The organism is Desulfosediminicola ganghwensis (assembly GCF_005116675.2).
GTDB lineage: Bacteria > Desulfobacterota > Desulfobulbia > Desulfobulbales > Desulfocapsaceae > Desulfopila > Desulfopila ganghwensis.
On the sequence record NZ_CP050699.1, the window covers coordinates 1836397 to 1857108 of the forward strand.

Here is a 20712-nt window from a genome sequence, read left to right on the forward strand (position 1 = left end):
ATCAATTATATCAATTGCGCAGCTCCTCGGCTGGAAAGGTAGTAATGCCAGAGCAGTGTTGCGGCGACGGAACGGTATGGCTTCCAGGGCTCACTGAACTTCTCCATCTCATCGTTGCCGGGTCGGCCATCAATAGCTGTGAGTTGCTGGTACGCCGTAGCCAGGGCGATATCGCCTTTTGGCCAGACGTCGGGGCGCTGCATGGCCATCAACAGGTAGATGTTTGCAGTCCAGATACCTATTCCCTTGATTTTGGTCAATTCTCCTCTAACCTGGTCGTCATCGAGCCTGGTTAATCCCTCAAGGTCGAGATCATTGTCATTTATAGCCTGGGCAAGATAGCGACCATAGCTGGTTTTTTGCCTGCTGAAACCGATGGTGTTCAGTTCTTCGTCGGAAAATTCCAGAAAACGGGGTGGCGTTAGTTCACCGCTGGCAGCAAGCAGCTTGTCGAATGCGGCTTTGGCTGAAGCAAGACTGACCTGTTGTTCTAAGATGATGCGGATGAGGGAGGGAAAGCCCTCAGGACGTTGCCAAAGCGGAGGTGGCCCGTAGAGATCGACAATCTTGCCAAAGACCGGCTCAGCCTTGATAAGCTGGTCAATGGCCTGTTGCTGGCTTTCTTGAATTGCTGAGTGGGAAGCGTTCATGTAAGCAATCAGCTATCAACTGGTTCGGGCTTTTCACCTGTGGTGAAAAAGGTGAACAACTCCCTGTCGTAACTTGGGGATTCGCAGATAGAGTTATGATCGACTCCGTCAATAGTAATTACCCTGGTGTGGTCCGGGTTGAGCGCTTCGGCCAGTTTCTCGCTGTGTCCGGTAGGGATGAGTTCATCATTGGCGGCGATCAACAGTAAGGTGTTCGCTGAAAGCAGACCAGCGCGGGCATGGGAGTCGAAGCGATCTTTCAGCAATCGCCTGACCGGCAGGTAGGGATACTGGCCCGCTGCCACATTGGTAATTGAGTCGTACGGAGTAACCAGGGCGAGGTTCTCCACCTTTCTCTCACTGGCAAGATAGACGGCCACGCCGGTGCCGAGGCTTCTGCCGATCACATTGATGAAGCCGTGCCTTTCGGCGATATGATCGTAAAGCGCCAGGGCGTCTGCAAACAAACCTTCTTCAGTCGGCTTGCCTTCACTGCCGCCGTAACCCCTGTAGTTATGCAGATAAACGGTGTGATTCGGGAAAAGATCTCTGTATTTCGAGATGTTGGTGCTCACGTCTTCGTTGTTTCCACCGAAATAAATAAGTGCCTTGTCGCTCGTCTTGGCAGTTGCCCAGACTTTCAGTGACAGGCCCTCATTGAACAGGCGAAAGGCTTGGGCTTCATCGGTTTGTACTTCCGGGGTAGGGAAATAGATCAAGGATCTCTGCAGAGCGTACATCATGCTGCAGACCACGGCATATGCGCCGCTGGTAAAAAGGAGTATGGTTAATGTCAGTTTTAGCATATCTTGGTATCGGTAGTGGTATTACCAGTAAAAACAAATTCTCTGGTAAAAAAAGTATACACTGATTAGTGGTGGGCAAGGAAGAAATAACGAGTCTGGAGACAAGGGTAATGTGTAATTACATGCAGACTTTAGGGAGTTACATATGAAAAAAGATGAATGTTGCCCGAGATCGGTTTGTGGTCTGCTTTGTTCCACAAACTTACAAGGCCTGACGAAGTTTTTTGCTTCGTTTACCGGAGGATAAAAAACAGGTCATGGCAAACATGTGGAGCCGGAATAAAATTTCAACTCAGATATGCCTGGCGGTACTGGCCGGGGGTGATGCCATAGGTGGCTTTGAAGCGGCGGCTCATATGACTTTGATCGGAAAAGCCCGCATCCAGTGCGGCATCTGTGAGAGATGTTCCGAGACGAATACTTGTGCGTGCCAGTTGCAGCCTTTTATGCAGTAGATACGACCAGGGTGATATTCCCTTTTCATCACGGAAGAGTCTGAGAAAATGGTAACGGGAGAGCCCTGCTGCGGCTGCGATATCGTCGAGACTAATCTCTTCTTTCACCATATCATCGATGAAGGTGCATGCCTTTTGTATCGGAGTGTGGATGGCGTTGCCTGTGATCAGCGTCCTGCGCTCGGTGCCATGCCGCTCAAGCATCAAGGCCAGCAGACCAAAGAGCAGTGTCTGCATTTCCAGAAGGTCCGTGCTCTCTCCCTCCAGTAATGCAAAGAGTGAGGTCAGGCCTGCTGCGACTTCCGGGTCATTGGTTACCGGATTTTTAAAGGTGTGAAAACTGCGCGGTGCAACCATTTCGTTACCGATATTCTGCAGCAGCTCAACCGGCAAATAAATAACTTTATAATGAAACTCACTCTGGTCTGCTGACATGCCATCATGAATTTCATCCGGGTTGACGGAGATCAGGCTGCCCGGGGTGGCAAACCGTGCTTCGCCACGACAGTAAAATTTCTGTACACCATGTTCCATTATGCCGAGCGCAAAGTCCTCGTGGGTATGGCGTCCAAATTTGAACCGTTGATACCTGGCCTGAAAAACCAGAAGGTTTTCAAGTTTTTCTGCCCGGTATATGGTTGCCTGTTCTTTGTCCATCAGCGGTAGAGTTCAGTAAACAGAATGTTTCGGGAATATGTGACGAATTTATACGGTCTTCTCATTGAGAAGACCGTATTGTCTCACCCCTTTCAAGCCGATCTAAATGGAGAAAGACTGGGCTTGTATAACCTCAATGGCCATCTGCGAGCGTGCCTCGCTATTCAAGGGCAGATTCTTTTCCTTGCACCACTGTGGAAAGGTTTCTGGATCGATATGAACTTTCACCACGGTATCTCCGGTACCTTCCACCTGGGATTTCATGGCTTCGGCCCGTTGCAACCAATCTTCATATTGTACTGGCAACAGGTGGCTGTCCACAAACAGCTCTCTTAAAGTATCCCAATGCTCTTTTTTATACCAGACCAGCGCCTGTATTGACGGTTGGTGGTTCGGGTCCGGCTGAGGGGCTGCTGTGGGCTGATTTGTTTTGTTCGTTTTTTGTTGGGCACGTTGAAACTTTCTTTGTGACATGAATTTCTCCAATCTCTGAAACTGCAAAAAATAAATACTATTTAGAAGCTGAAAACGCGAATTTTCATTAATGTGATATCAAGAGAACCACTATACATGAAGTAGCTTGAACCTTCAAAGGCTTGTTTCACCGGTATTTCGGCTGCCAACGCCCGGCTGGTAATAGGAACCGCTGTGCTTATACTATAACCAGTTCAGCGAATTTGCCATTTTCAATTTATTCAATAATTCAGAATAGACATGAGAGATTATCCGAAACGTTTGGCTTTTGGTTCCGAGCGGCAGATCAGGCAAGTAAGTGATGATTATTGCCCGGAATGTGGTTGTGCTGTGGGGACCATGCATCATGGGGGGTGCGCCGGTGAGGAGTGCCCGGTCTGTGGCAAGGCTGTTATAGGGTGTTGTTGCGAAAAGCTTTCACCATATGATGGTGAAAAGATTATACAGGGGTTGTATAACCAGTTTCGCGATTTGGAAAGTGCCATAAAAGCTGCAGGGGAAGAACGTTGTCCGCTTGGATCCGGCTCATCGTATCTCCAGCATGCCGTAATGCGATTCATTTTCGACAACGTGCCCGAAGAGGCGCGGGCAGAGGTTGCCAGGGCATTTCATCTGCGCTTCCCCGGCCTGGTTCCGCAAATGCAGGATGAGGACGGCCGCAACTACTACACCGCCGAGCAACTTTCAGAGGCGCTGGATATCCCGGTAAGCGAAGTGAATGAGCGTATCGAGGCCATGGTCAAGGCCGGCAAGACTATCCATTTTGGCAATGGCAGGAAACTGCGGAAGGTCCACTAGGGTTCTGTCCGACAATGGCTTTTTCCCAAACTCTTCGGAATTGCCCAAAAAAAATACTCGCAGATAAGTGAACGAAGTGAGACTTCGATATCAGATGCATGACTGTGCTTATTTTTTGAAAATGTCTCGATTTTGACCAAAAGCCCTATTTTCGGACAGCCTCCTAGGGTTCTGTCAGAGTAGGGGCAGTGTCGATTTTATTTATAGAAAGGAAGAACGAAGTTTGAACTCCGTCAGCGTTATTAAGGGCCATATTGTCTTCACCGATTCGGCGAGTGAATTTACCATAATTGAGAACGGATACATCGTTTCAGAGAACGGCAGCATTATCGATGTGTGTGACTCCTTACCCGAAAAGTATCATGGTATAGACGTTACCGATTACGGTGACAGCCTGATCATTCCTGGGTTTTACGATCTGCACAACCATGCCGGGCAGTATCTGCAATGCGGCACCGGCATGAATAAAGAGTTGCTGGACTGGCTGCAGGATTACACTTACAAGCTGGAGAAGGACCTGGCCGACCCCGAATATGCACATCGGGTATACAGCAGGTACGTTGAAGATCTCTGCAAATACGGAACACTGGGGGCCTGTGCTTTTGCCACCTCCTCGACGGTCGGCACCGAATGCCTGTTCGAAGAGTTCAAAAAAGTTGGGATTCGCGGTTTTGTGGGGAAGGTCAACATGGACTGCAACGCGCCTGATTTTATTATTGAAGAGGCGCAGAAGTCGCTTGAGGGAACCCGTTATCTGGTCGAGAAATATAAGGATGAGCCGCTGGTTAGGCCGATAATCACACCTCGGTTTGCCCCCACCAGCACAAGAGAAGCTCTCAAGATGCTTGGTGAGATGGCTGTAGCCAACGGATTGCCGGTTCAATCTCACTTGAGTGAGAATCGGGCCGAGATCGAATGGGTAAGAGAGCTGTTCCCTGAATATGCCAATTATGCTTCGGTATATGCAGGCTACCAACTTTTTGGCGAGACCCCGACGCTCATGGCGCACGGCGTGTATCTCACGGAAGAAGAGGTCGAGATGTGCCGGAATGGGAATGTCTACCTGGTGCATTGCCCCGATTCGAACATCAACGTACGTAGCGGCATTGCCCCGGTTAAAGAATTTCTGAACCGTGGCCTGAAAGTTGGTCTGGGCAGTGATATTGCCGGTGGACACAAGATTCAGATGAACGAGGCGATCGTCCGGGCTGTACAGTCTTCCAAAATCCTGGCCGTGGACAAACCAGATGCACAACTGAGCCTTTCGGAAGCTTTTTATATGGCGACCGTGACCGGCGGCGGTTTTTTCGGCAGGATGGGGAAACTAAAGAGAGATTACCAACTTGATGCTCTGGTGATAGATGATGATCCCCTCTACAAGGAACGGTATTCGCTGGAGGACAGGCTGGAGAAGTTTCTCTATATTGGTGACGACAGGTGGATTGCAGCCCGTTATGTAGGTGGAAGGCTACTTAAACCAGAGTAATATCAGCATCGGAGAGGCATGGAATGCCGGGTTGGTTGAACAGGAAAAGCATACTGTGTCTCTGCTGCTCTCTGACATATTTGCTGATGATTTTCTTCTACCAGTGAGCAGGAATATTGAAAAGAAAAGGCCCCGTCGGTTTTCACCAGCGGGGCCTTTTTTTCGACCACACTTAGAACTGGTACCTCAGCCCCATAAACAACTCCTTTGAGTTGAGGCGCGGGTTGAAGCTGCCTGCGTCTGTCCCACCGTTGAGAGCACTTTTGAGCGCTATATCTACCTTGCCGAGGTCGACGAAGCGTAGGCCTCCATAAAGCGAGAAGTTGTCGGTGAGCAGGTACTCGACGCCCGTCTCAATCTTCCAGGCGAAGTTGGTAGTGGAGTCAGAGCCATCAAGCCAAGTGGTACTATCACCATTTATGTCCGTTTCTTGAACTGTTGCGTCGAGTAAAGCAATACCGATACCGCCACCAATGAAAAAACTGGTTTTCTCGAACTGCAGATAATCGTAATTCATGGAGAGAAAGACGGCTTCTGTTTCGAAGTCTGTATGGATAAAATAAGGCGAACTGTCAGCAGTTGGTGTTACAAAACTGCTATCACCATATTTGGTATATCCCAGGTCCACTCGCAGGTTGTCATTTACCTCGGCACCAATTTTTATGGTGCCAAAATTTACTCCGTCTGAATCGTGGCCGTCAAAAGGAAGGTAGATGGTGGCGCCACCATAGTTTGTAGTTCCACCAGCCTTCAGCTTGGTGTCACTCCAGCCGCCCTCGGTTGCCATATAAACCCTGAAACTACGGCTACTCTTGGCGTTTGCCGTCTGAACACCTGCAGAGCCGCTACAGCTGCCAGAGTTAAAAGTATTACTGCTTTTTTCATTCCTCAAATCCCCTTTCTGAAATTAACACCACAACGTAGTAGGTCGTCGTTGGATGGTAATGTGTAATACTATGAAAATAAACAGTAAAATGACATTCTCTTTGGCGGGTGTTTGTCAGTGCGGAAGTGATTTTGCGAAAGTGGTTGAGTTCTTAGCCTCTTCATTGAATTTGACTCCTTCCATGCGCTATAATTTTGAAAGTCATTTGTTGTGCGATTTTTTCCGGAAGAACAGATTTCCAGGCAATTACGGCATAAGTAACCTTTTATCTTATGCCATCTCTGAAACTACGGCAGTTGAGAGGAAAGGTTGATGGAAAAGGGAAATACCACCACAAAGTCCTTGGAGCCGAATGTCTCAAGAAGAACAGTCCTGAAAGGTATGGGTGCGGCAACGTTGGCAACTGCCATGAATCTGGGTGGTGAAAAAGCCGGAGCGGCAAAGGCGCAATTCGAGGCAAGTCAACAGACCAATGGTCCTCCACCGATAAAAGGCGAAGTGGTCATGGGCGCAACTCCACATAATTGTGGTGGGCGTTGTGTAAGTAAATATTACATAGAAGAAGGTGTCGTGAAGCGGATCGTCACCGATGAGCGCCCGGATAAGGGGTTGAAAGACGGCAACGATCCCCAGTTACGCTCATGTGTGCGCTGCCGTTCCAGGCGTGAGTGGTTTTACCGCGCAGACCGGCTTCAGCACCCATTGAAGCAGACCGGTAAGCGGGGTGATATGAACGGTTTCGTCAGAATTTCCTGGGAACAGGCCTTTAAGGAGATTGGTACCGGGTTGCAGGGGATATATGACAAATATGGCGGTGAACGGGTTTTTGCTTCATACAGTTCCGGGGATTCAACCGGTTGGGCCAGGGATTCTGCCAAACATCTCCTCAATACTGTCTATTCCGGCTTTGCGGGATATCGGGATGATTACAGTTGGGGGGCCATAGATCATATGGCTTCTTTTTTTGAGGGTGCCGGTTACACCCCTGCCTGTAACTATCGGGACGATGCGATCAACGCAGAGCAACTGGTGGTCTGGAGCCTGAATAACCTGGAGTCGATCTGGGGAACCCAGAGCGGTTGGCTGCTCACCCAGATTCGGGAAGCAGGCGTGCCGATAACTGCGGTGGATGGACGGGTCTCCATGACCGTTGACACCGTGGCTGATGATTTTATTGCCGTTATGCCCGGCACCGACGCAGCTCTCATTACTGGTATGCTGCACCATCTGCTTACCAAACGGTTGAAGGACCTGGATATTGGTTTCATCAAATCGCATGTGCATGGTTTTTTTGATGATCCGGAGGCTGCATCGTACCATGGTGATGTAGATGGGTATACCGTGCCGGTCGGCGCTTCGCTGAGTGCATTCATTATGGGGAATGATGATTCCCTGGTAAAGGCGGGTCTCAACAAGGCGACGTCGGTTTATCCTGAGACTATCGGTTATTGCGTCAATAAGGAAGATGAACTCTTCGGTAAACGGGCGCCGATTTACGGTCAGCTGCCGAAAACCCCGGAATGGGCCTCCGAGATATGCGGTGTGCCTGCAGAGAAAATACGCAAATTTGCCGACCTCTATCTCGACAGCAAGGTCACCACCTGGATGGGCACCGGCCTGCAGCGAAACTCCGAGGCGGAGCAGGGCGTCTGGTTGGGCAGGATTCTTTCGACTATAACCGGGAATATCGGTCACCCCGGCGCAGCCTGGGGCATGCCGAGCTGGAGTTATGTGAAAGCGCCTGGTCATGGTATGAACACCGGGGATTTAAAACTCTCTTTTTACGATTACGACGAACTGTCTGTGCCAAAAGAGTATCTTAAGAATGGCACGGATAAGGATCTCGCCGCTTTTGTCTGGCTGGACAATGTTGAAAATGATGTAGGTGCCTCCCGCTGGAACGATGGCCAGGTCAGGAAGATGGCATCATATAAAGCATTGTTGAACTTCGGCGGTAATGTCCTGTTGAACCAGAATGGTGACGTCAATTTGGGGATTGAGATCATTGAAGACCGCAGCAAGGCCGAGCTGATTGTTACCTGCGATCACTTCATGACCACCAGCGCTAAATACTCAGATTATGTTCTGCCCGGTGCCATGCAGATGGAAAAGCCGGGCGCTACCACAGGCTGGTTCGGCAATGAAGTTGTTGGGGTGAATCAGGCCATTGCTCCCCCGGGGGAGGCGATGACCGAGTATGATATCTGTGCCGGAATAGCTGAAGCCATGGGTAAAAAGGAGGTTTTTACCGAAGGCAAAACCATGGAAGAGCGCCTCAGCGAAGGCTGGCAAAAACTGCAGGCTGAGGGGTACTACGATATTTCCTGGGAGGAGTTCAAGAAGGAAGGTGTCTGGAAGGCTCCGACCCCGCCGCTTGTGGTTTATGGCGAGTTTTTTACCAACCCCGTTGCCAACCCGCTGGCCACACCATCGGGTAAGATAGAAGCCTACTCTAAACTGTTGATGGAGGATTTTCAGGCACGCTTCCACGACAACTACGATCCTGATGACAGATTAGTCGGCGGGCTGATCATGGATGCCAAAAATCCCCAGGGCTCAGACTCCGCCAGATTTGTTTATCCTATCCCGATGTATATTCCGCTTGTGGAGGGCAGACATCCGGATGGCAGTAAATATCCGCATCCGGATCTGACCGAATCGACCCCAAAAGGATATACCTACAACTTGCACACCTGGCACCTGATGCAGCGCTCCCACTCCACCCTGAACAAGGTTGCCTGGCTTAATCAGCAGTATAAGAAAGATGCTGACGGCAACCCGGCGTTTATCAGCAACAAATCGACCAGCCTCAATGTCTGGGAAGAGGGGGTGTATGAATCGGTGATCGTCAACTCAGATCATGAAAAAGAGCTGGGAATGAAGACAGGCGACAAGGTCAAGATCAGTAATGACCGTGGCGCGATTTATGCCTCTGTCATCTTCAGTCAGCTGGTACCAAAAGGCTATATCATGATCGGCCAGGGGAGTTGGACCGAGCTCGATGCAGACGGAGTGGACATAGGAGGCAACGCTAACTGCCTGATCAGTCTGCGACCGTCGAGGATTGCCAAGGCTATGACCCTGGCAAACGACTGTCGGGTGGCAATAGTCAAAGCTTAGGGATAGGAGGTCGATGTGAGCCCACAACATGGATTTTATTACGATCAGACCAGATGTTCCGGCTGCAAGGCCTGTATAGTTGCCTGCCAGGACTGGAACAGTGTTGCCCCCGGCCCTGCCGTGTGGCGTAAGGTCACCCATATAGAGCAGGGGAAATTTCCGGACGCCCGAAGTTTTAACCTCTCCATGGCCTGCAATCATTGCGCGGACCCGGCCTGTTTGCCGGTGTGCCCGGTGGATGCCATATATAAACGAGATGAAGACGGGGTGGTGCTTGTCGATCGGACGATCTGTATCGAGTGTCACGAATGTGAACGGGCCTGTCCCTTTGGTGCACCGCAATTCGGGAATGATGACAGCGAACCGGTATCAGGTGAAGACTGGGAAGAGGCGCACCCCATGCAGAAGTGTACCAGCTGCTGGGATAGGAGGGAGGTGGGGCTGGCCCCTGCCTGTGTCGGTGCCTGTCTCCAGCGCGCCCTTGATTTCGGGCCGCTGGAGGAACTGGAGAAAAAGTATGAAAAGACAGTGAAAACGGTTCTGGGGCTGCCCGCCGATAATGTTTCTATGGAAGGGGAAAAAATCGACCCCACGGTGCCGTCGTTTATTTTTAGGCAAAAGACCTGACCAGGAGCCTGTCGGACAATAGGGGCTTTGGTCAAAATCGAGATATTTTCAAAAAATAAGCACAGCCATATGCCTGATATCGACATCTCATTTCGTTCGCTTATCTGCGAGCATTGTTTTTTGAAAATTCCGAAGAGTTTGGGGGAAGCCATTGTCCGACAGACTCCTGGACGGTGGGCAGACAATGCTCTGCCCACCAGTATATCAACTCAGCACTATTCATGAGGGGGCGATTATCGACTCACATAGTTTTGTCGACCCACGTTATCAAGCGTATTGTCAGCCAATTGAGAACAAGTTAAGACGATTGCGCGAAGCGGTGCACCGGCTAGGACTTGAGTTCGGCCCGAATAGATTTGAAGAGATCTCGGCGCTGAAACGGCAGTTTACCGCTTTCGATCTCAAACAAAGAAATAATGCGCATAGCCTGTTTTTAAACCGTCTCTCGCCAGCCTGTAAATATTGTAATAGAGCAGAGGGTTCCACGACTTTTATCCTTACCCTTGCCTGTAACAGGGACTGTTTTTTCTGTACCAATCGTAATCAGCATAACTATGAACAGTTGAGCAGGACAACCAATGATGTAATCAGCCAATTCGACAATTTTGCCCAAAGGCAAAAGACAGTCCAGGCAGTGGCGTTGACTGGTGGAGAGCCATTGCTCCATCCTGATATGTGCAGGGATTTCTTTCATCATGTGAAAGCACACGATGCCAGAATTCATACCCGTCTGTACAGCAATGGAGACCTGGTAACAGACGATATGCTGTCGAGTCTGTCGCCCTGGCTAAACGAGATTCGGCTGGGTCTCAAGCCCGATATGTATGGTGAGTTTTTGCTACAGCCAATCGGGGATGTGCTCAGTTGCTGTGCAAGACATATCTCCCAAGTCACTGTTGAAGTACCGGTTATGCCGAACAGTTTCGCCAATATGGTGGCGCTTCTCGAGCTTTGTAATACGCTTGATATTTTCAGTGTTAACCTGCTGGAATTTCTTTTTCCCTGGCACCATGCCGATTGGTACCAAAAGCAGGGCTACCGCATCAAAAAGAGGCCGTACAAGGTCCTTTACAATTACGATTATGCAGGGGGCCTGCCTATCGACGGCAGTGAAACGGAAGCTTTGCGTTGCCTGTTGCATGCGAGCAGGCATGAATTTCGGGTCGGTGTACACTACTGCAGCCTTGAGAATAAGCTAACATCTCAGATTTACCAGCAAAACAAGGCAGTTCATCCCGCCCCTACCGAGCTGGCCTCGCAAGAGGATCATTTTCTGAAATCGGTGCGTTTTCTGGGAACGGATGCTGACAAAGCGTATCGAATTTTGCGTAATTGCGGGGTTCGACGACTTATCAGGGATATTGAACAGAGGACTCTTGAATGTCATCCTGAAGACCTGCTTCATCTCAAAACCAGCGATATACGTGAAGCCGTGTTGACATACGCTGTTGCTGAAAATGAAAAAGCGGAGGGACTCACTGTTGTCCGTGAGGTGCATATGGAACAGATAGATCCACAGACATTTGATCCATTCGGCCTGTAGTGAGGGCGATAACCAAGTGTTACCAGACGAGAGGAGATCGATATGAGCGAGATGATAAACGGTAAAATCCTGCATCGGATAAGATCTCAGTTGGCGAGCCTGTTCTCGGATATATTTTTTAATTATCCCAAGTCAGTGCAGTTTGAGTCTCTGCTCTATTTGCTGGATCGGTATTACGAACATGAGCTGGATGCAAATGGCTTATACGCCAGAGGGCTGGTCGAGTTTGAAGAGTGGCAGGCCGGGGTGGGAAATCTCACCGAAGCAGAACAGCAACTCATGATGGAGAAAAACTACACCGGCCTGTTTTGTCTGGGACGAGGTGTTGTTACCACAGCCTCAGCTGTTTTGTCATCTCAAAGGGTGCATAAGAGGGAACCGTGGCGCAAAGTCCGGCGCTTCTATTACGAACATGGTTTGCGACTCGTTGAAGGCTCACCGCTTTATGAAGACAGTATCGTCACTGAGATGGCCTTCTATTCGCTGCTGATAGACCAGCTTGATGATTTTGCCGGTGAGAAACGAAGAGAGGCGTTTAACGCTCAGCAGCGCTTTCTGCAGAAGCATCTGTTGATCTGGCTACCGCAATTTTGTGAAGAGTTGCATGAAGTTGCAGGCAGGGGAAGTGTTTACAGTTCCATCGCCAGCTTGCTGAGTGGCTACATCCAGGCTGAACCGCGATTGCTGGATCGATTTCTTCAGGTCGAGATGGCTTGAATGGTATGTGGTCAGTACCTTCGTTCCTGGCAAAGCTTTGTGAGTTACGGACAGGGCAACCTGCTATTCATCCTCGGCGTTGCATACGCCTCTACCACAAAAGGGCAGGGTGCCGCAACTGCCTTGATGTTTGCCCCACCAGTGCTGTTTGTATCGGTAAACCAGGCACATCCGTAATGATTGGTGATAAATGCGTGCAGTGTGAGAGGTGTGTCGCGGCCTGCCCGGTTGATGTGTTTCAACGCGAATCCGGAACAGAAGAACAGTGGCTGGAAACATTGCTCACGGTTGTCGTGCATGGAGAGCTTACTCTCTATTGCGGCAATCTTAACGAAAAGAGCAGAAAGGAAAGTGGTGTCCTGCTGCCATGTCTTGCCAGTCTCCATGCCGGAGCGATTGTGTTTTTAGGTACCCATGGCGTATGCCGGCTGGAGCTGAGCTTCGGGAACTGTAACTCCTGCCTTTATGGTGGTGGCTGGGAGCATGTGGAAATTTGTCTGAACAGCCTGCAGAGAACACTGTATTTAAACGGGCTCCCTCTTGTCGATATCCGGAAACAGGAGTCCGTTATTACCTGTTCGATGCATCATGATTCAGGTGATCCAGGTAATGTGAATAATGCATTGGGGAATAACATCCGTGAGCCGGATCGCAGAACCCTCCTGAAACAGGTAGCAGCACTGAGCGGACGGATTGTTGAAACGACGATCCGTGGCGGTTCGGCGGAAAGAGACGCCCCACGACCCTTTGACCCTGAACAGGCCAAGCACAGGTTATACCTCCGGGAGCTCAGGAGGTATCGTGATCTGACCGGCGGAAAAGGTGAAGTCAGGATCTCCCCCCATAGTCGTATCATTGATCACGAACTGTGCAACGGCTGCGGTCTTTGTTCAAAGATGTGCCGTAATTCAGCCCTGGTTTGTTCAACTGAAGGCGATGTCCCAATATTTGATGTATCCCGCTGCAGTGATTGCGGGCTTTGTGAGACTGCTTGCCGGAGAGCGGCGATCAGGAGTGAAATTTAGAACAGATTAAAGATTATTACACCTCGATTTTTTGACATCGCAAGCTCGCTAAGTATAACTATAGAAAGAGTATTTGTTTGTCATGACAATGATCATTTCGTTCGTGCTTTAAAGAGAGTTAATCCCTGCATGAGAGGTGGTAAACCTTCCGGAATTCAGTTGAAACCTATCCAGATAATACTCTCTGTGAATACAAAGGCAGCGTTTGGCAGGAGTAAACGTCAGGGACACGGTCTCCTTTCAAACGAGTGCAGGTTGTGTTCATGAAAACCCTGTAATTGTCCTGGGGCGACAGTCGTCAGGACGATTGCAGATATTGGCAAAGTCGCCAGTCCCGTTTGGTATCGAACGTAACAATATACGAGAAATGTCAGCACGAAGTTTTACGAGGACCAGTGGATAGAGAGCAGTTGCTTGAGTGACACCATGCAGTACCGCATGGTTGGGAGAGAAACCGGCTTAATGCTCACTCTAATCTGGGTGTACGAGAATTCTAATGTGTGGAGGAAACCGTGAAAAAATATGCGCTGTTACTTGGAGTTTCACTGATTGCTTTGATGGCATTGGGGATGTTCTCTTCTGCCATTGGCGACAGTCATGGGGGGACGAAAGGGAAATCGGCTGTCAAAGCCAAGAACGAAGACTGGAAAGCGGAGTTTCCAGACTATTACGAGTCCTGGAGGGGAACAAGCAAAAGTGATGAAATCGTAGATATGCTCAAGAAAAACCCGCAGATGGTCATTCTTTGGGCTGGCTATGGTTTTGCTAAAGACTATAACAAGGCTCGTGGGCATATGTATGGTCTGGTCAGCAATGTCAATTCGCTACGTACCGGAGCACCGACAGGCCCCACAGACGGCCCGATGCCAACGGCCTGCTGGACCTGTAAGTCACCTGATGTTCAGCGCGTAATTGACGAAGATGGTGAAAATGAATATTTCACCGGCAAGTGGGCCCGACTGGGGGATCAGATCGTTAATACAATTGGTTGTGCCGATTGTCATGACAGCGAGTCCTACGAATTGACAATATCCAGAGATTATCTGGCGCGCGGATTGGAGGCAAGCCCGGTAGATTATAGCAAAGTTGATGATACCCAGATGCACTCTCTGGTCTGTGCCGGATGCCATGTCGAATACTACTTTAAGGCAACTGAGTATAAAGACACGGCGGGAGCGGATCAGAAAGCGATGGTTGTTACCTTGCCGTGGTCAGAAGGATTCCTCGCCGAAGAGGCGGAGGCGTACTACGATGGCATTGACTTTGCCGACTGGACCCACAGTATCAGCAAGGCCCCGATGCTGAAAGCACAACATCCCGATTATGAGCTCTATACCACCGGCCTTCATTTTAAGCGCGGGGTGTCCTGTGCTGATTGTCATATGCCTGAGACGGCTGATGGCGAAGCTGATCATGCGGTGAGTAACCCCATGACAAATATTAAAAACAGCTGCCTGAATTGCCACGATGCGACCGAAGAAGAGCTCAAGGCGACACTTGAGATAAAGTACAATCGCAGAGAGCAGTTGAATCAGATGGCAATGAACACCCTGGCTACGGCTCATCTGGAAGCAGGAAAAGCCTGGGAAGCCGGGGCAACCGAGGCCGAGATGGCAGAGGTGCTGCAACTGCTCCGCTCCGGTCAGTGGTTCTGGGATTACGCCATCGCCAGTCATGGCGGGTATATCCATGCCCCGGAAGAGTCATTGAGGGTCCTTGGGGTGGCTATTAATAAAGGTTCAGATGCGCGAATCAAGCTTGCCGGAATCCTGGCCAAGCATGGTGTCATGAACTACGAGGCCCCGGATTACTCAACCAAGGAGAAAGCACAGGCCCTTGCCGGTGTTGATCTGGAAAAAGAGATCAAAGCGAAAATCCAGTTCCGTAATACGCTTTTTAAAGAGTGGACTGAATCGGCAATCAAGAACGGATATCTCGATCCTGATGCAAGAAAAGGCATGACGGATAATACTTCATATCCGAAGTAATACTTTTTAAAGGCTATACAATCTGGATAAAAAAGAATCCCCCTGCCGATCTATACAATAACAGATCGGTCAGGGGGATTCTTTTGTTTGCAAGCACAGTAACAAATGCGAGCTATTGATGACTGTCCTCCGCCACTTTATGCGCTTTGTTCTTGAATAATTCTTTCTTGATATTGTGCTTTGTCAGAAGTTTGTGAATTTGCCGGCGACTTACACCAGCAGTTTTAGCAGTGGCCTCGATTTTACCATTATGCATTGAGAGTAGGGTGCAGAGGTACTCTTTTTCTGACTTTCTGACTGCTTCATCCCGTATTTCGGCCAGTCTCTTAATTGATGTGTGTGATGTGTTGTTTTTGCAGGTCAGCGGATTAATTTGAGAGGGTCTCAATTTGAACAGGTCTGTCGGGAAGAGAGTGGCGTCCAGATAGGAATTCTGTGCAAGAATGTATGCTCGTTCGAGCAGATTTTCCAGCTCTCGAATGTTTCCAGGCCACTCATACTGCTGAAAACATTCGAGAACCTCATCGGTCAGGTCAAAAATCATTTTTCCGTGCTTTGCATTGAACTGACAGAGGAAATAGTCGATGAACAGGCTGATATCTTCTTTTCTCATCCGAAGCGGTGGGACTTCTACCGGGAAAATATTTAAGCGATAGAAAAGATCGGTTCTGAACTCCCCTTGCTGTGCCATTTTACCGAGATCATTATTTGAGGCAGCAATGATCCTCACATCGGTGGATTGGGTTCGGTTGCTGCCGATAGGCTGGAATGTCCTGTCCTGAATAACTTGCAGGAGTTTGATCTGGGTTGCGGCAGTGATTGTGCCGATTTCGTCGAGGAAGATGGTTCCCTTTGATGCTTGTTCGAATTTGCCTTTTTTGGTTTTGATTGCCCCAGTGAAAGAACCTTTTGCATGGCCAAACAGTTCACTCTCGATAAGCGATTCGGGAATTGCCCCGCAATGAACGCTCATCATCGATTCTCCGCTCCTTTGGGAGCTGTCATGGATCAATCGGGCAATGACTCCTTTACCAGTTCCTGTTTCCCCAGTAAGTAGCACTGTTGTTTCAGTCTTGCTTACGAGAGCAACTTTTTCCAGCATTTGGTGCATCACTCTCGATTTGGTCTTGATCATTGTCGGATACCCTGTTCCGACATCGGGTGCGAGAAATGATATTGGATTGAATGCCGGGTCTGGCTGGTTGATAACCGAATGGACAGCCGTGATAATCTGGTCGTGGGTTGTTGGCAAGGTAAGGCATGGGGTGCCATTGTTGCTCAGTCTTACTGCTTTGCTGCTGGTCGCTGTGGAAGTAAGAATAACGATTTTTGCTTCAGGGGCAACTTTCCGAAGTGTGGCATAAAATTCCATATACCCATTTTTTCCGGTTTCCGGGATGGTATCTATATCAAAAATCAATGCATCCGGCTGTTGTTCTATCAGGATATTTGTTGCCTTTTGCATGATGCCGGTTTGATGTTTGCTCAAAAGGTTACGTAGTGAGCTTGGGAACAAAGAATCCTGGGCTGGCCTATCAGTTATAATGAGTATGCTGGCTACCATGGCAGTGTTGTCTCTTTATCGCTCGTGATTGTTAGAATTAATTCGGGCCCAGGACTTTACCTTCCCTTCTTACCTCGGCAATCCCCTGAAATTCGTTTTTTGTCTGGCAACGCATGGCGGCATAGATTGCGCCTAGATAAAAGGAATATGGTTCCCGCTTAACGAGCTGATAGCCTGTCTTTTTTAACGAGCGGATAACTTTTTTGTCAAATCTGTCGAGTTCCAGGCTTAGTTCCCCCCCGGGGCTGCAGTGCAATCTTGGTTGTTCCATAGCCTCGTATAACGTTTTGTTGCCGTCAATGAGGTTGATGATGAATTGGGCCATGGTTGAAAAAATTCGGTCGCTACCTGGGCTGCCAAGGGTTAACCAGGGTTTTTCGTTCATAAACATGATAGTTGGCGCAAGTGAAGACCAGGGCGTTGCGTTTGGCCTGAGGTAATATGGGTGGCTCGGGTCTTTGACTTCAAGAGTGTTGATGTAGTTATTATATAGAAATCCGAGGCCTTCGGCTGCTGCTCTGCAACCATATAATGATTCGATAGACTGACTTATGCCAACAGCATTACCTTCTTTGTCCATCACTGAGAGATGTGTGGTGTCGTTCCCGGTATTGAGGTAATTGCGCATAGTGGTCTCAGGCCCGGTCTTCGAGAGGATGGAGTTGTAAAGATCGGCAGCGAAAGAGGGGGAGGCCATGGTGTGGTCGTTTTCCTGTCTGTACATCTCTGGACGAATAGGATGCTGCTGCCGTTGGAGTAAAGCATGGCGTAGGGTCTCGGCAAGAATGCGGGCACTTTGCGGCGTCATTGTGCTGATGAAGTCGGGCTCCGCATTATTGAGCATCTGCAGGACGAGAAGAAGATCTCTCCCTGCAGCCGGCGGGGGGACAGTGAAGATTTTCACATTTCGATAATGGCCCAGGATTGGCTTACGTACCACCGGCCACGGTATGAAGGCAAGATCGTCCCGACGGATGAGTCCGCCATGGGCTCGCATGTCTTCCTCAATCTGTTGAGCAATCTTGCCGAGGTAAAAGGATCGTGGTCCTTCCTTGGCCAGAATAGAGAGAACGCCTGCAAGATCCTTTTGCACAAATAGATCGCCGACATTATATGGTTCGATACCATTTTTCAGGAAATACTTAGCACCGGAAAGGGTTTCACTGCGGAGGAATGAATCAAGCAGATTAACCTGATGAGTGTGTTGCAATTCAGAAATAGCATATCCGGTTGATGCCAGTTCTATGGCAGGCTGAAGCATCTCATCCCAATCAAGTTTTCCATATTCCAGATGTAAGTAGCCGATCAGTGCCGGAATAGAGGGAATAGTGGCGGATTTATAACCGAAAGAGCGTTCACCTTTTTGAATGCGTTGGTTGTGGGCCAGTGATGGTACCCTGCTTGAGCCGTCCAGAGCGAAGGTTTGTCCGTTGATATGGATCATACCGATACCCTGACCGCCTAGTCCGCTTGATTGAGGTTCGCAGACGCATAAAGCCATTGAGGCAGCACAGGCAGCATCAACTGCATTCCCACCTTTTTCAAGCATGCTCACGCCCGCCTTAGTGGCTTCATGAAATGCGGTCACGACTATCCCATGTTGGGAACGGCCGAAATGTCCTCCGCAGTCATCTCTTTCATGCTTTTCGATTTTTTGAAAATCCATTCTGGCCCTCGGCCTTAGCGCATATATCCCACTTTTGTGGGAATAGTTGGAAGGATGGTAACGGGATTAACCATGCAACCATTGCTTCCTGCATTGTGTAAAATGGGAACTTGAGGTTCCCGGTTGATGGCTTTTTGATGTGATGCGTGATGCCCTGTCTGGCATAACTACGAATTTGTGACGCAACTGTCAAGGGAGAGGTGGCTGAAATTGTCTTTATATAGATGAAAGTATAACAAAAAAGGTGTTTTCGCATTCCAGGCGCCAGCATGGGAACTGAGGGTTCTCGTTTGCTTGAATTGAGAACTGTTTAGTCCCAAATATGGAGTCTGGAGATTGTCGATTTGAGTAGTTGTTTAAGTTGAATGACCTAATAACAGTCAGATAGTGTTTTGGCGCGTTATTTGCAACAAGTGTCAGTGGTGGATGTTTAACTTTGAGAAAATACAGGGTAATCCGCCAGTGAGAATGACAGAATCAATAAAAAAATATTGTGTAGTCCAGTTCTGCTAGTGTGCCGTAGAACCTGCCGGTTCTCGGTTTTGACTTGAATGGAGCCGATACCGGTGGGCTGGTCGATCCAAAGAAGAATTAATTATGAACAAACGAAGTCAAATCGAAAAACTCTTTCAGTCGACAGACGATAATGTCTGCTCTGAGGGTGCTGGAGGTATGGTGGCAGCAGCCCACCCTGCTGCTACCCAGGCTGGCGTGTCGATGCTGGAAAAAGGAGGCAATGCTGCCGATGCAGCAGTAGCTACTGCTCTTGCCCTTTGTGTTTGTGAACCACAAGCATGTAGTCTTGGCGGGCAATCGTATGGGTTGCTGAATATGTGCGGGCGCTCAATTTTTCTTGATGGGTCAGGGCGGATTCCCCAGCATCTTAATGCCTCAACTCTTACAAGATCCGATGTCCTGTATGGGTACAAGGGGACATCTGTACCAACGACTCCAGTGGTATTGGCTTGCATGCAAAAAAGATTTGGCAGATTGACCTGGGAAGAGGTTATTGAACCTGCCATCGAGTTAGCCGAGGATGGGTATGAAATCACACAACTTCAGCATGACCTGCAAAAGCGGGAGTTGGAATTTTTTCTGTCAATACCGGGAAGAAGCGGTTCCCGATATTTCCTCAAAGATGGTGCTGAACCCTTCGACGTAGGAGATACATTTGTGCAGCCCGATCTGGCACGGTTGCTCAAGCGTCTTGCAGAAAATGGTGTGGAAGAATTCTATATAGGAAAAACTGGCCGTAGGATTGCGGAAGATATCGCAGGAAATGGCGGATTTTTGTCTAGAGAAGACCTTGCAGTGATTCCGTGGCCACATCAGCGACCAGCAATCGAGCAGCAGGTCTTTGGCTGTAAAATGCTCACTACTCCGCCTCCAACGCAGGGTAGACTGCTGGCATATATTCTGTTGGTGGCAGAAAACATGGCCACCCGTGGAATTGACATTCTTTCTGAGGAAGCGCTAGATTTCTTCGCCGACCTTTTTTACAGCGCCTATCGCATACGGATGGAGCAAACACCTCATCCAGACCTTTATAACTATCTAAATGACGACATCTTATCGCAGGAATCAATTGATAAGACTGTAGAACAAATCCTTAACTCATTGGTACAGGATGTCAATCATCCAGGGCTTGAAGGGGGTGAAACAACGCATCTTTCGGTTATGGACGGAGAGGGGAATTGTGTTGGTATTACCCAGTCGGTAAATATGGTCTATGGTTCAAAGGCGGCTGCGGATGGTCTTGGATTCATGTACAATAATTATCTTATCGATTCCTTTGCTTTGCCCAATTATCATCCTCATGCACTGATTCCTGGAAGGACTGCTCCGTGTTCTGTTGCCCCGTTTATCATGATGGCCAATGATGGAACTCCATGGTTGACAGGTGGCAGTCCCGGCTCGCAGAGAATTGTTACTGCCCTGTCCCTTTTCCTGATCCGCGTTCTTCATGCAGGAATGCCAATGGATCAGGCAATGAGGCTACCTCGATTTCATTGTCAGGAGTACAAGAAGGTACTTGTGGAATTGGATAGATTCCCACAAGAATATTCCAAATTGTTAGAGCAGAGAGGGTATCTGGTGGATCACTATCCACCTTTCTATTTCGGCGCAGTTCATGCCACATTGAGAATGCAGGATACCTCTAAATATCAAGGCGTTGCAGAAATTCGTAGAGATGGGAGTGCATCAGGAGTTCGTTTGTCAAACTAGAACTACAAAAAAGGAGGAGCATTT

At 49.0% G+C, this 20712-nt stretch carries 17 protein-coding genes; 10 read left to right on the plus strand and 7 right to left on the minus strand.

From position 1 onward, the window contains the following. Window positions 1–5 precede the first annotated feature (5 nt). The 4 genes from FCL45_RS07785 to FCL45_RS07800 all read right to left on the minus strand — a co-directional run bounded on the left by FCL45_RS07785 (window position 6) and on the right by FCL45_RS07800 (window position 3054). On the minus strand, window positions 6–650 hold the full coding sequence (locus FCL45_RS07785) for a DNA-3-methyladenine glycosylase family protein (RefSeq protein ID WP_136797315.1): 645 nt from the start codon (window positions 648–650) through the stop codon (window positions 6–8). Window positions 651–658: 8 nt separating this feature from the next. Then, complete coding sequence (locus FCL45_RS07790; RefSeq protein ID WP_136797313.1) at window positions 659–1456, minus strand: alpha/beta hydrolase; 798 nt, start codon at window positions 1454–1456, stop codon at window positions 659–661. 287 nt (window positions 1457–1743) lie between these two features. Beyond that, a complete protein-coding gene (locus FCL45_RS07795) occupies window positions 1744–2568 on the minus strand; it encodes an AraC family transcriptional regulator (RefSeq protein ID WP_136797311.1) in 825 nt (274 codons plus the stop codon). A gap of 102 nt (window positions 2569–2670) precedes the next feature. Further along, complete coding sequence (locus FCL45_RS07800; protein WP_228721455.1) at window positions 2671–3054, minus strand: hypothetical protein; 384 nt, start codon at window positions 3052–3054, stop codon at window positions 2671–2673. A 228-nt stretch (window positions 3055–3282) separates the two neighbouring features. On the opposite strand from FCL45_RS07800, the gene FCL45_RS07805 reads away from it, so the two are divergent. Both FCL45_RS07805 and FCL45_RS07810 read left to right on the plus strand, forming a co-directional pair. Next, entirely contained in the window at window positions 3283–3840 is a 558-nt protein-coding gene (locus tag FCL45_RS07805) for a hypothetical protein (RefSeq protein WP_136797309.1), read from the plus strand. 223 nt (window positions 3841–4063) lie between these two features. After that, window positions 4064–5326 carry an amidohydrolase family protein gene (locus tag FCL45_RS07810; protein ID WP_136797307.1) on the plus strand — a complete coding sequence of 421 codons (1263 nt, stop codon included), beginning with the start codon at window positions 4064–4066 and terminating at the stop codon, window positions 5324–5326. Window positions 5327–5498: 172 nt separating this feature from the next. On the opposite strand, the gene FCL45_RS07815 is transcribed toward FCL45_RS07810, so the two are convergent. Then, the gene (locus tag FCL45_RS07815) at window positions 5499–6113 is read right to left on the minus strand and encodes an outer membrane protein (RefSeq protein WP_338031722.1); all 615 of its coding nucleotides are present in this window, start codon (window positions 6111–6113) and stop codon (window positions 5499–5501) included. A gap of 411 nt (window positions 6114–6524) precedes the next feature. Here FCL45_RS07815 and FCL45_RS07820 point away from each other — a divergent pair, with 411 nt between their 5' ends. The 7 genes from FCL45_RS07820 (at window position 6525) to nrfA (ending at window position 15232) form a co-directional block, all read left to right on the plus strand. Beyond that, complete coding sequence (locus FCL45_RS07820; RefSeq protein ID WP_136797304.1) at window positions 6525–9332, plus strand: molybdopterin-containing oxidoreductase family protein; 2808 nt, start codon at window positions 6525–6527, stop codon at window positions 9330–9332. Window positions 9333–9347: 15 nt separating this feature from the next. Continuing rightward, window positions 9348–9959 (plus strand): 4Fe-4S dicluster domain-containing protein, encoded by a 612-nt coding sequence (locus FCL45_RS07825; RefSeq protein ID WP_136797303.1) that lies wholly within the window; start codon window positions 9348–9350, stop codon window positions 9957–9959. 151 nt (window positions 9960–10110) lie between these two features. Further along, window positions 10111–11502 (plus strand): radical SAM protein, encoded by a 1392-nt coding sequence (locus FCL45_RS07830; protein WP_136797301.1) that lies wholly within the window; start codon window positions 10111–10113, stop codon window positions 11500–11502. Window positions 11503–11544: 42 nt separating this feature from the next. Beyond that, window positions 11545–12219: a TorD/DmsD family molecular chaperone gene (locus tag FCL45_RS07835; RefSeq protein WP_136797299.1), complete on the plus strand. Its 675-nt coding sequence runs from the start codon at window positions 11545–11547 to the stop codon at window positions 12217–12219. Beyond that, entirely contained in the window at window positions 12220–12396 is a 177-nt protein-coding gene (locus FCL45_RS07840; protein WP_217907690.1) for a hypothetical protein, read from the plus strand. It abuts the gene before it with no gap. Beyond that, complete coding sequence (locus FCL45_RS24335) at window positions 12396–13244, plus strand: 4Fe-4S binding protein (RefSeq protein WP_217907691.1); 849 nt, start codon at window positions 12396–12398, stop codon at window positions 13242–13244. Before FCL45_RS07840 ends, FCL45_RS24335 begins: the two co-directional genes overlap by 1 nt. A gap of 512 nt (window positions 13245–13756) precedes the next feature. Continuing rightward, window positions 13757–15232: an ammonia-forming cytochrome c nitrite reductase gene (gene nrfA / locus FCL45_RS07845; RefSeq protein WP_228721456.1), complete on the plus strand. Its 1476-nt coding sequence runs from the start codon at window positions 13757–13759 to the stop codon at window positions 15230–15232. A gap of 112 nt (window positions 15233–15344) precedes the next feature. Here the strand turns inward: nrfA and FCL45_RS07850 are convergent, their stop codons facing one another. Together FCL45_RS07850 and FCL45_RS07855 are read right to left on the minus strand one after the other, a co-directional pair. Next, the gene (locus FCL45_RS07850; RefSeq protein WP_176360009.1) at window positions 15345–16721 is read right to left on the minus strand and encodes a sigma-54-dependent transcriptional regulator; all 1377 of its coding nucleotides are present in this window, start codon (window positions 16719–16721) and stop codon (window positions 15345–15347) included. Between the two features lie 112 nt (window positions 16722–16833). Then, window positions 16834–18462 (minus strand): gamma-glutamyltransferase family protein, encoded by a 1629-nt coding sequence (locus FCL45_RS07855; RefSeq protein WP_136797293.1) that lies wholly within the window; start codon window positions 18460–18462, stop codon window positions 16834–16836. A gap of 597 nt (window positions 18463–19059) precedes the next feature. On the opposite strand from FCL45_RS07855, the gene FCL45_RS07860 reads away from it, so the two are divergent. Further along, window positions 19060–20688, plus strand: a complete 1629-nt coding sequence (locus FCL45_RS07860; protein WP_136797291.1) for a gamma-glutamyltransferase — start codon at window positions 19060–19062, stop codon at window positions 20686–20688. Window positions 20689–20712 lie beyond the last annotated feature (24 nt).

Coding starts and splice junctions, on each gene's coding strand:
- FCL45_RS07790 (WP_136797313.1), bottom strand. CDS start 1,456: ATGCTAAAACTGACATTAACCATACTCCTTTTTACCAGCGGCGCATAT.
- FCL45_RS07785 (WP_136797315.1), bottom strand. CDS start 650: ATGAACGCTTCCCACTCAGCAATTCAAGAAAGCCAGCAACAGGCCATT.
- FCL45_RS07860 (WP_136797291.1), top strand. CDS start 19,060: ATGAACAAACGAAGTCAAATCGAAAAACTCTTTCAGTCGACAGACGAT.
- FCL45_RS24335 (WP_217907691.1), top strand. CDS start 12,396: ATGATTGGTGATAAATGCGTGCAGTGTGAGAGGTGTGTCGCGGCCTGC.
- FCL45_RS07855 (WP_136797293.1), bottom strand. CDS start 18,462: ATGGATTTTCAAAAAATCGAAAAGCATGAAAGAGATGACTGCGGAGGA.
- FCL45_RS07820 (WP_136797304.1), top strand. CDS start 6,525: ATGGAAAAGGGAAATACCACCACAAAGTCCTTGGAGCCGAATGTCTCA.
- FCL45_RS07835 (WP_136797299.1), top strand. CDS start 11,545: ATGAGCGAGATGATAAACGGTAAAATCCTGCATCGGATAAGATCTCAG.
- FCL45_RS07795 (WP_136797311.1), bottom strand. CDS start 2,568: ATGGACAAAGAACAGGCAACCATATACCGGGCAGAAAAACTTGAAAAC.
- FCL45_RS07815 (WP_338031722.1), bottom strand. CDS start 6,113: ATGGCAACCGAGGGCGGCTGGAGTGACACCAAGCTGAAGGCTGGTGGA.
- FCL45_RS07805 (WP_136797309.1), top strand. CDS start 3,283: ATGAGAGATTATCCGAAACGTTTGGCTTTTGGTTCCGAGCGGCAGATC.
- FCL45_RS07840 (WP_217907690.1), top strand. CDS start 12,220: ATGGTATGTGGTCAGTACCTTCGTTCCTGGCAAAGCTTTGTGAGTTAC.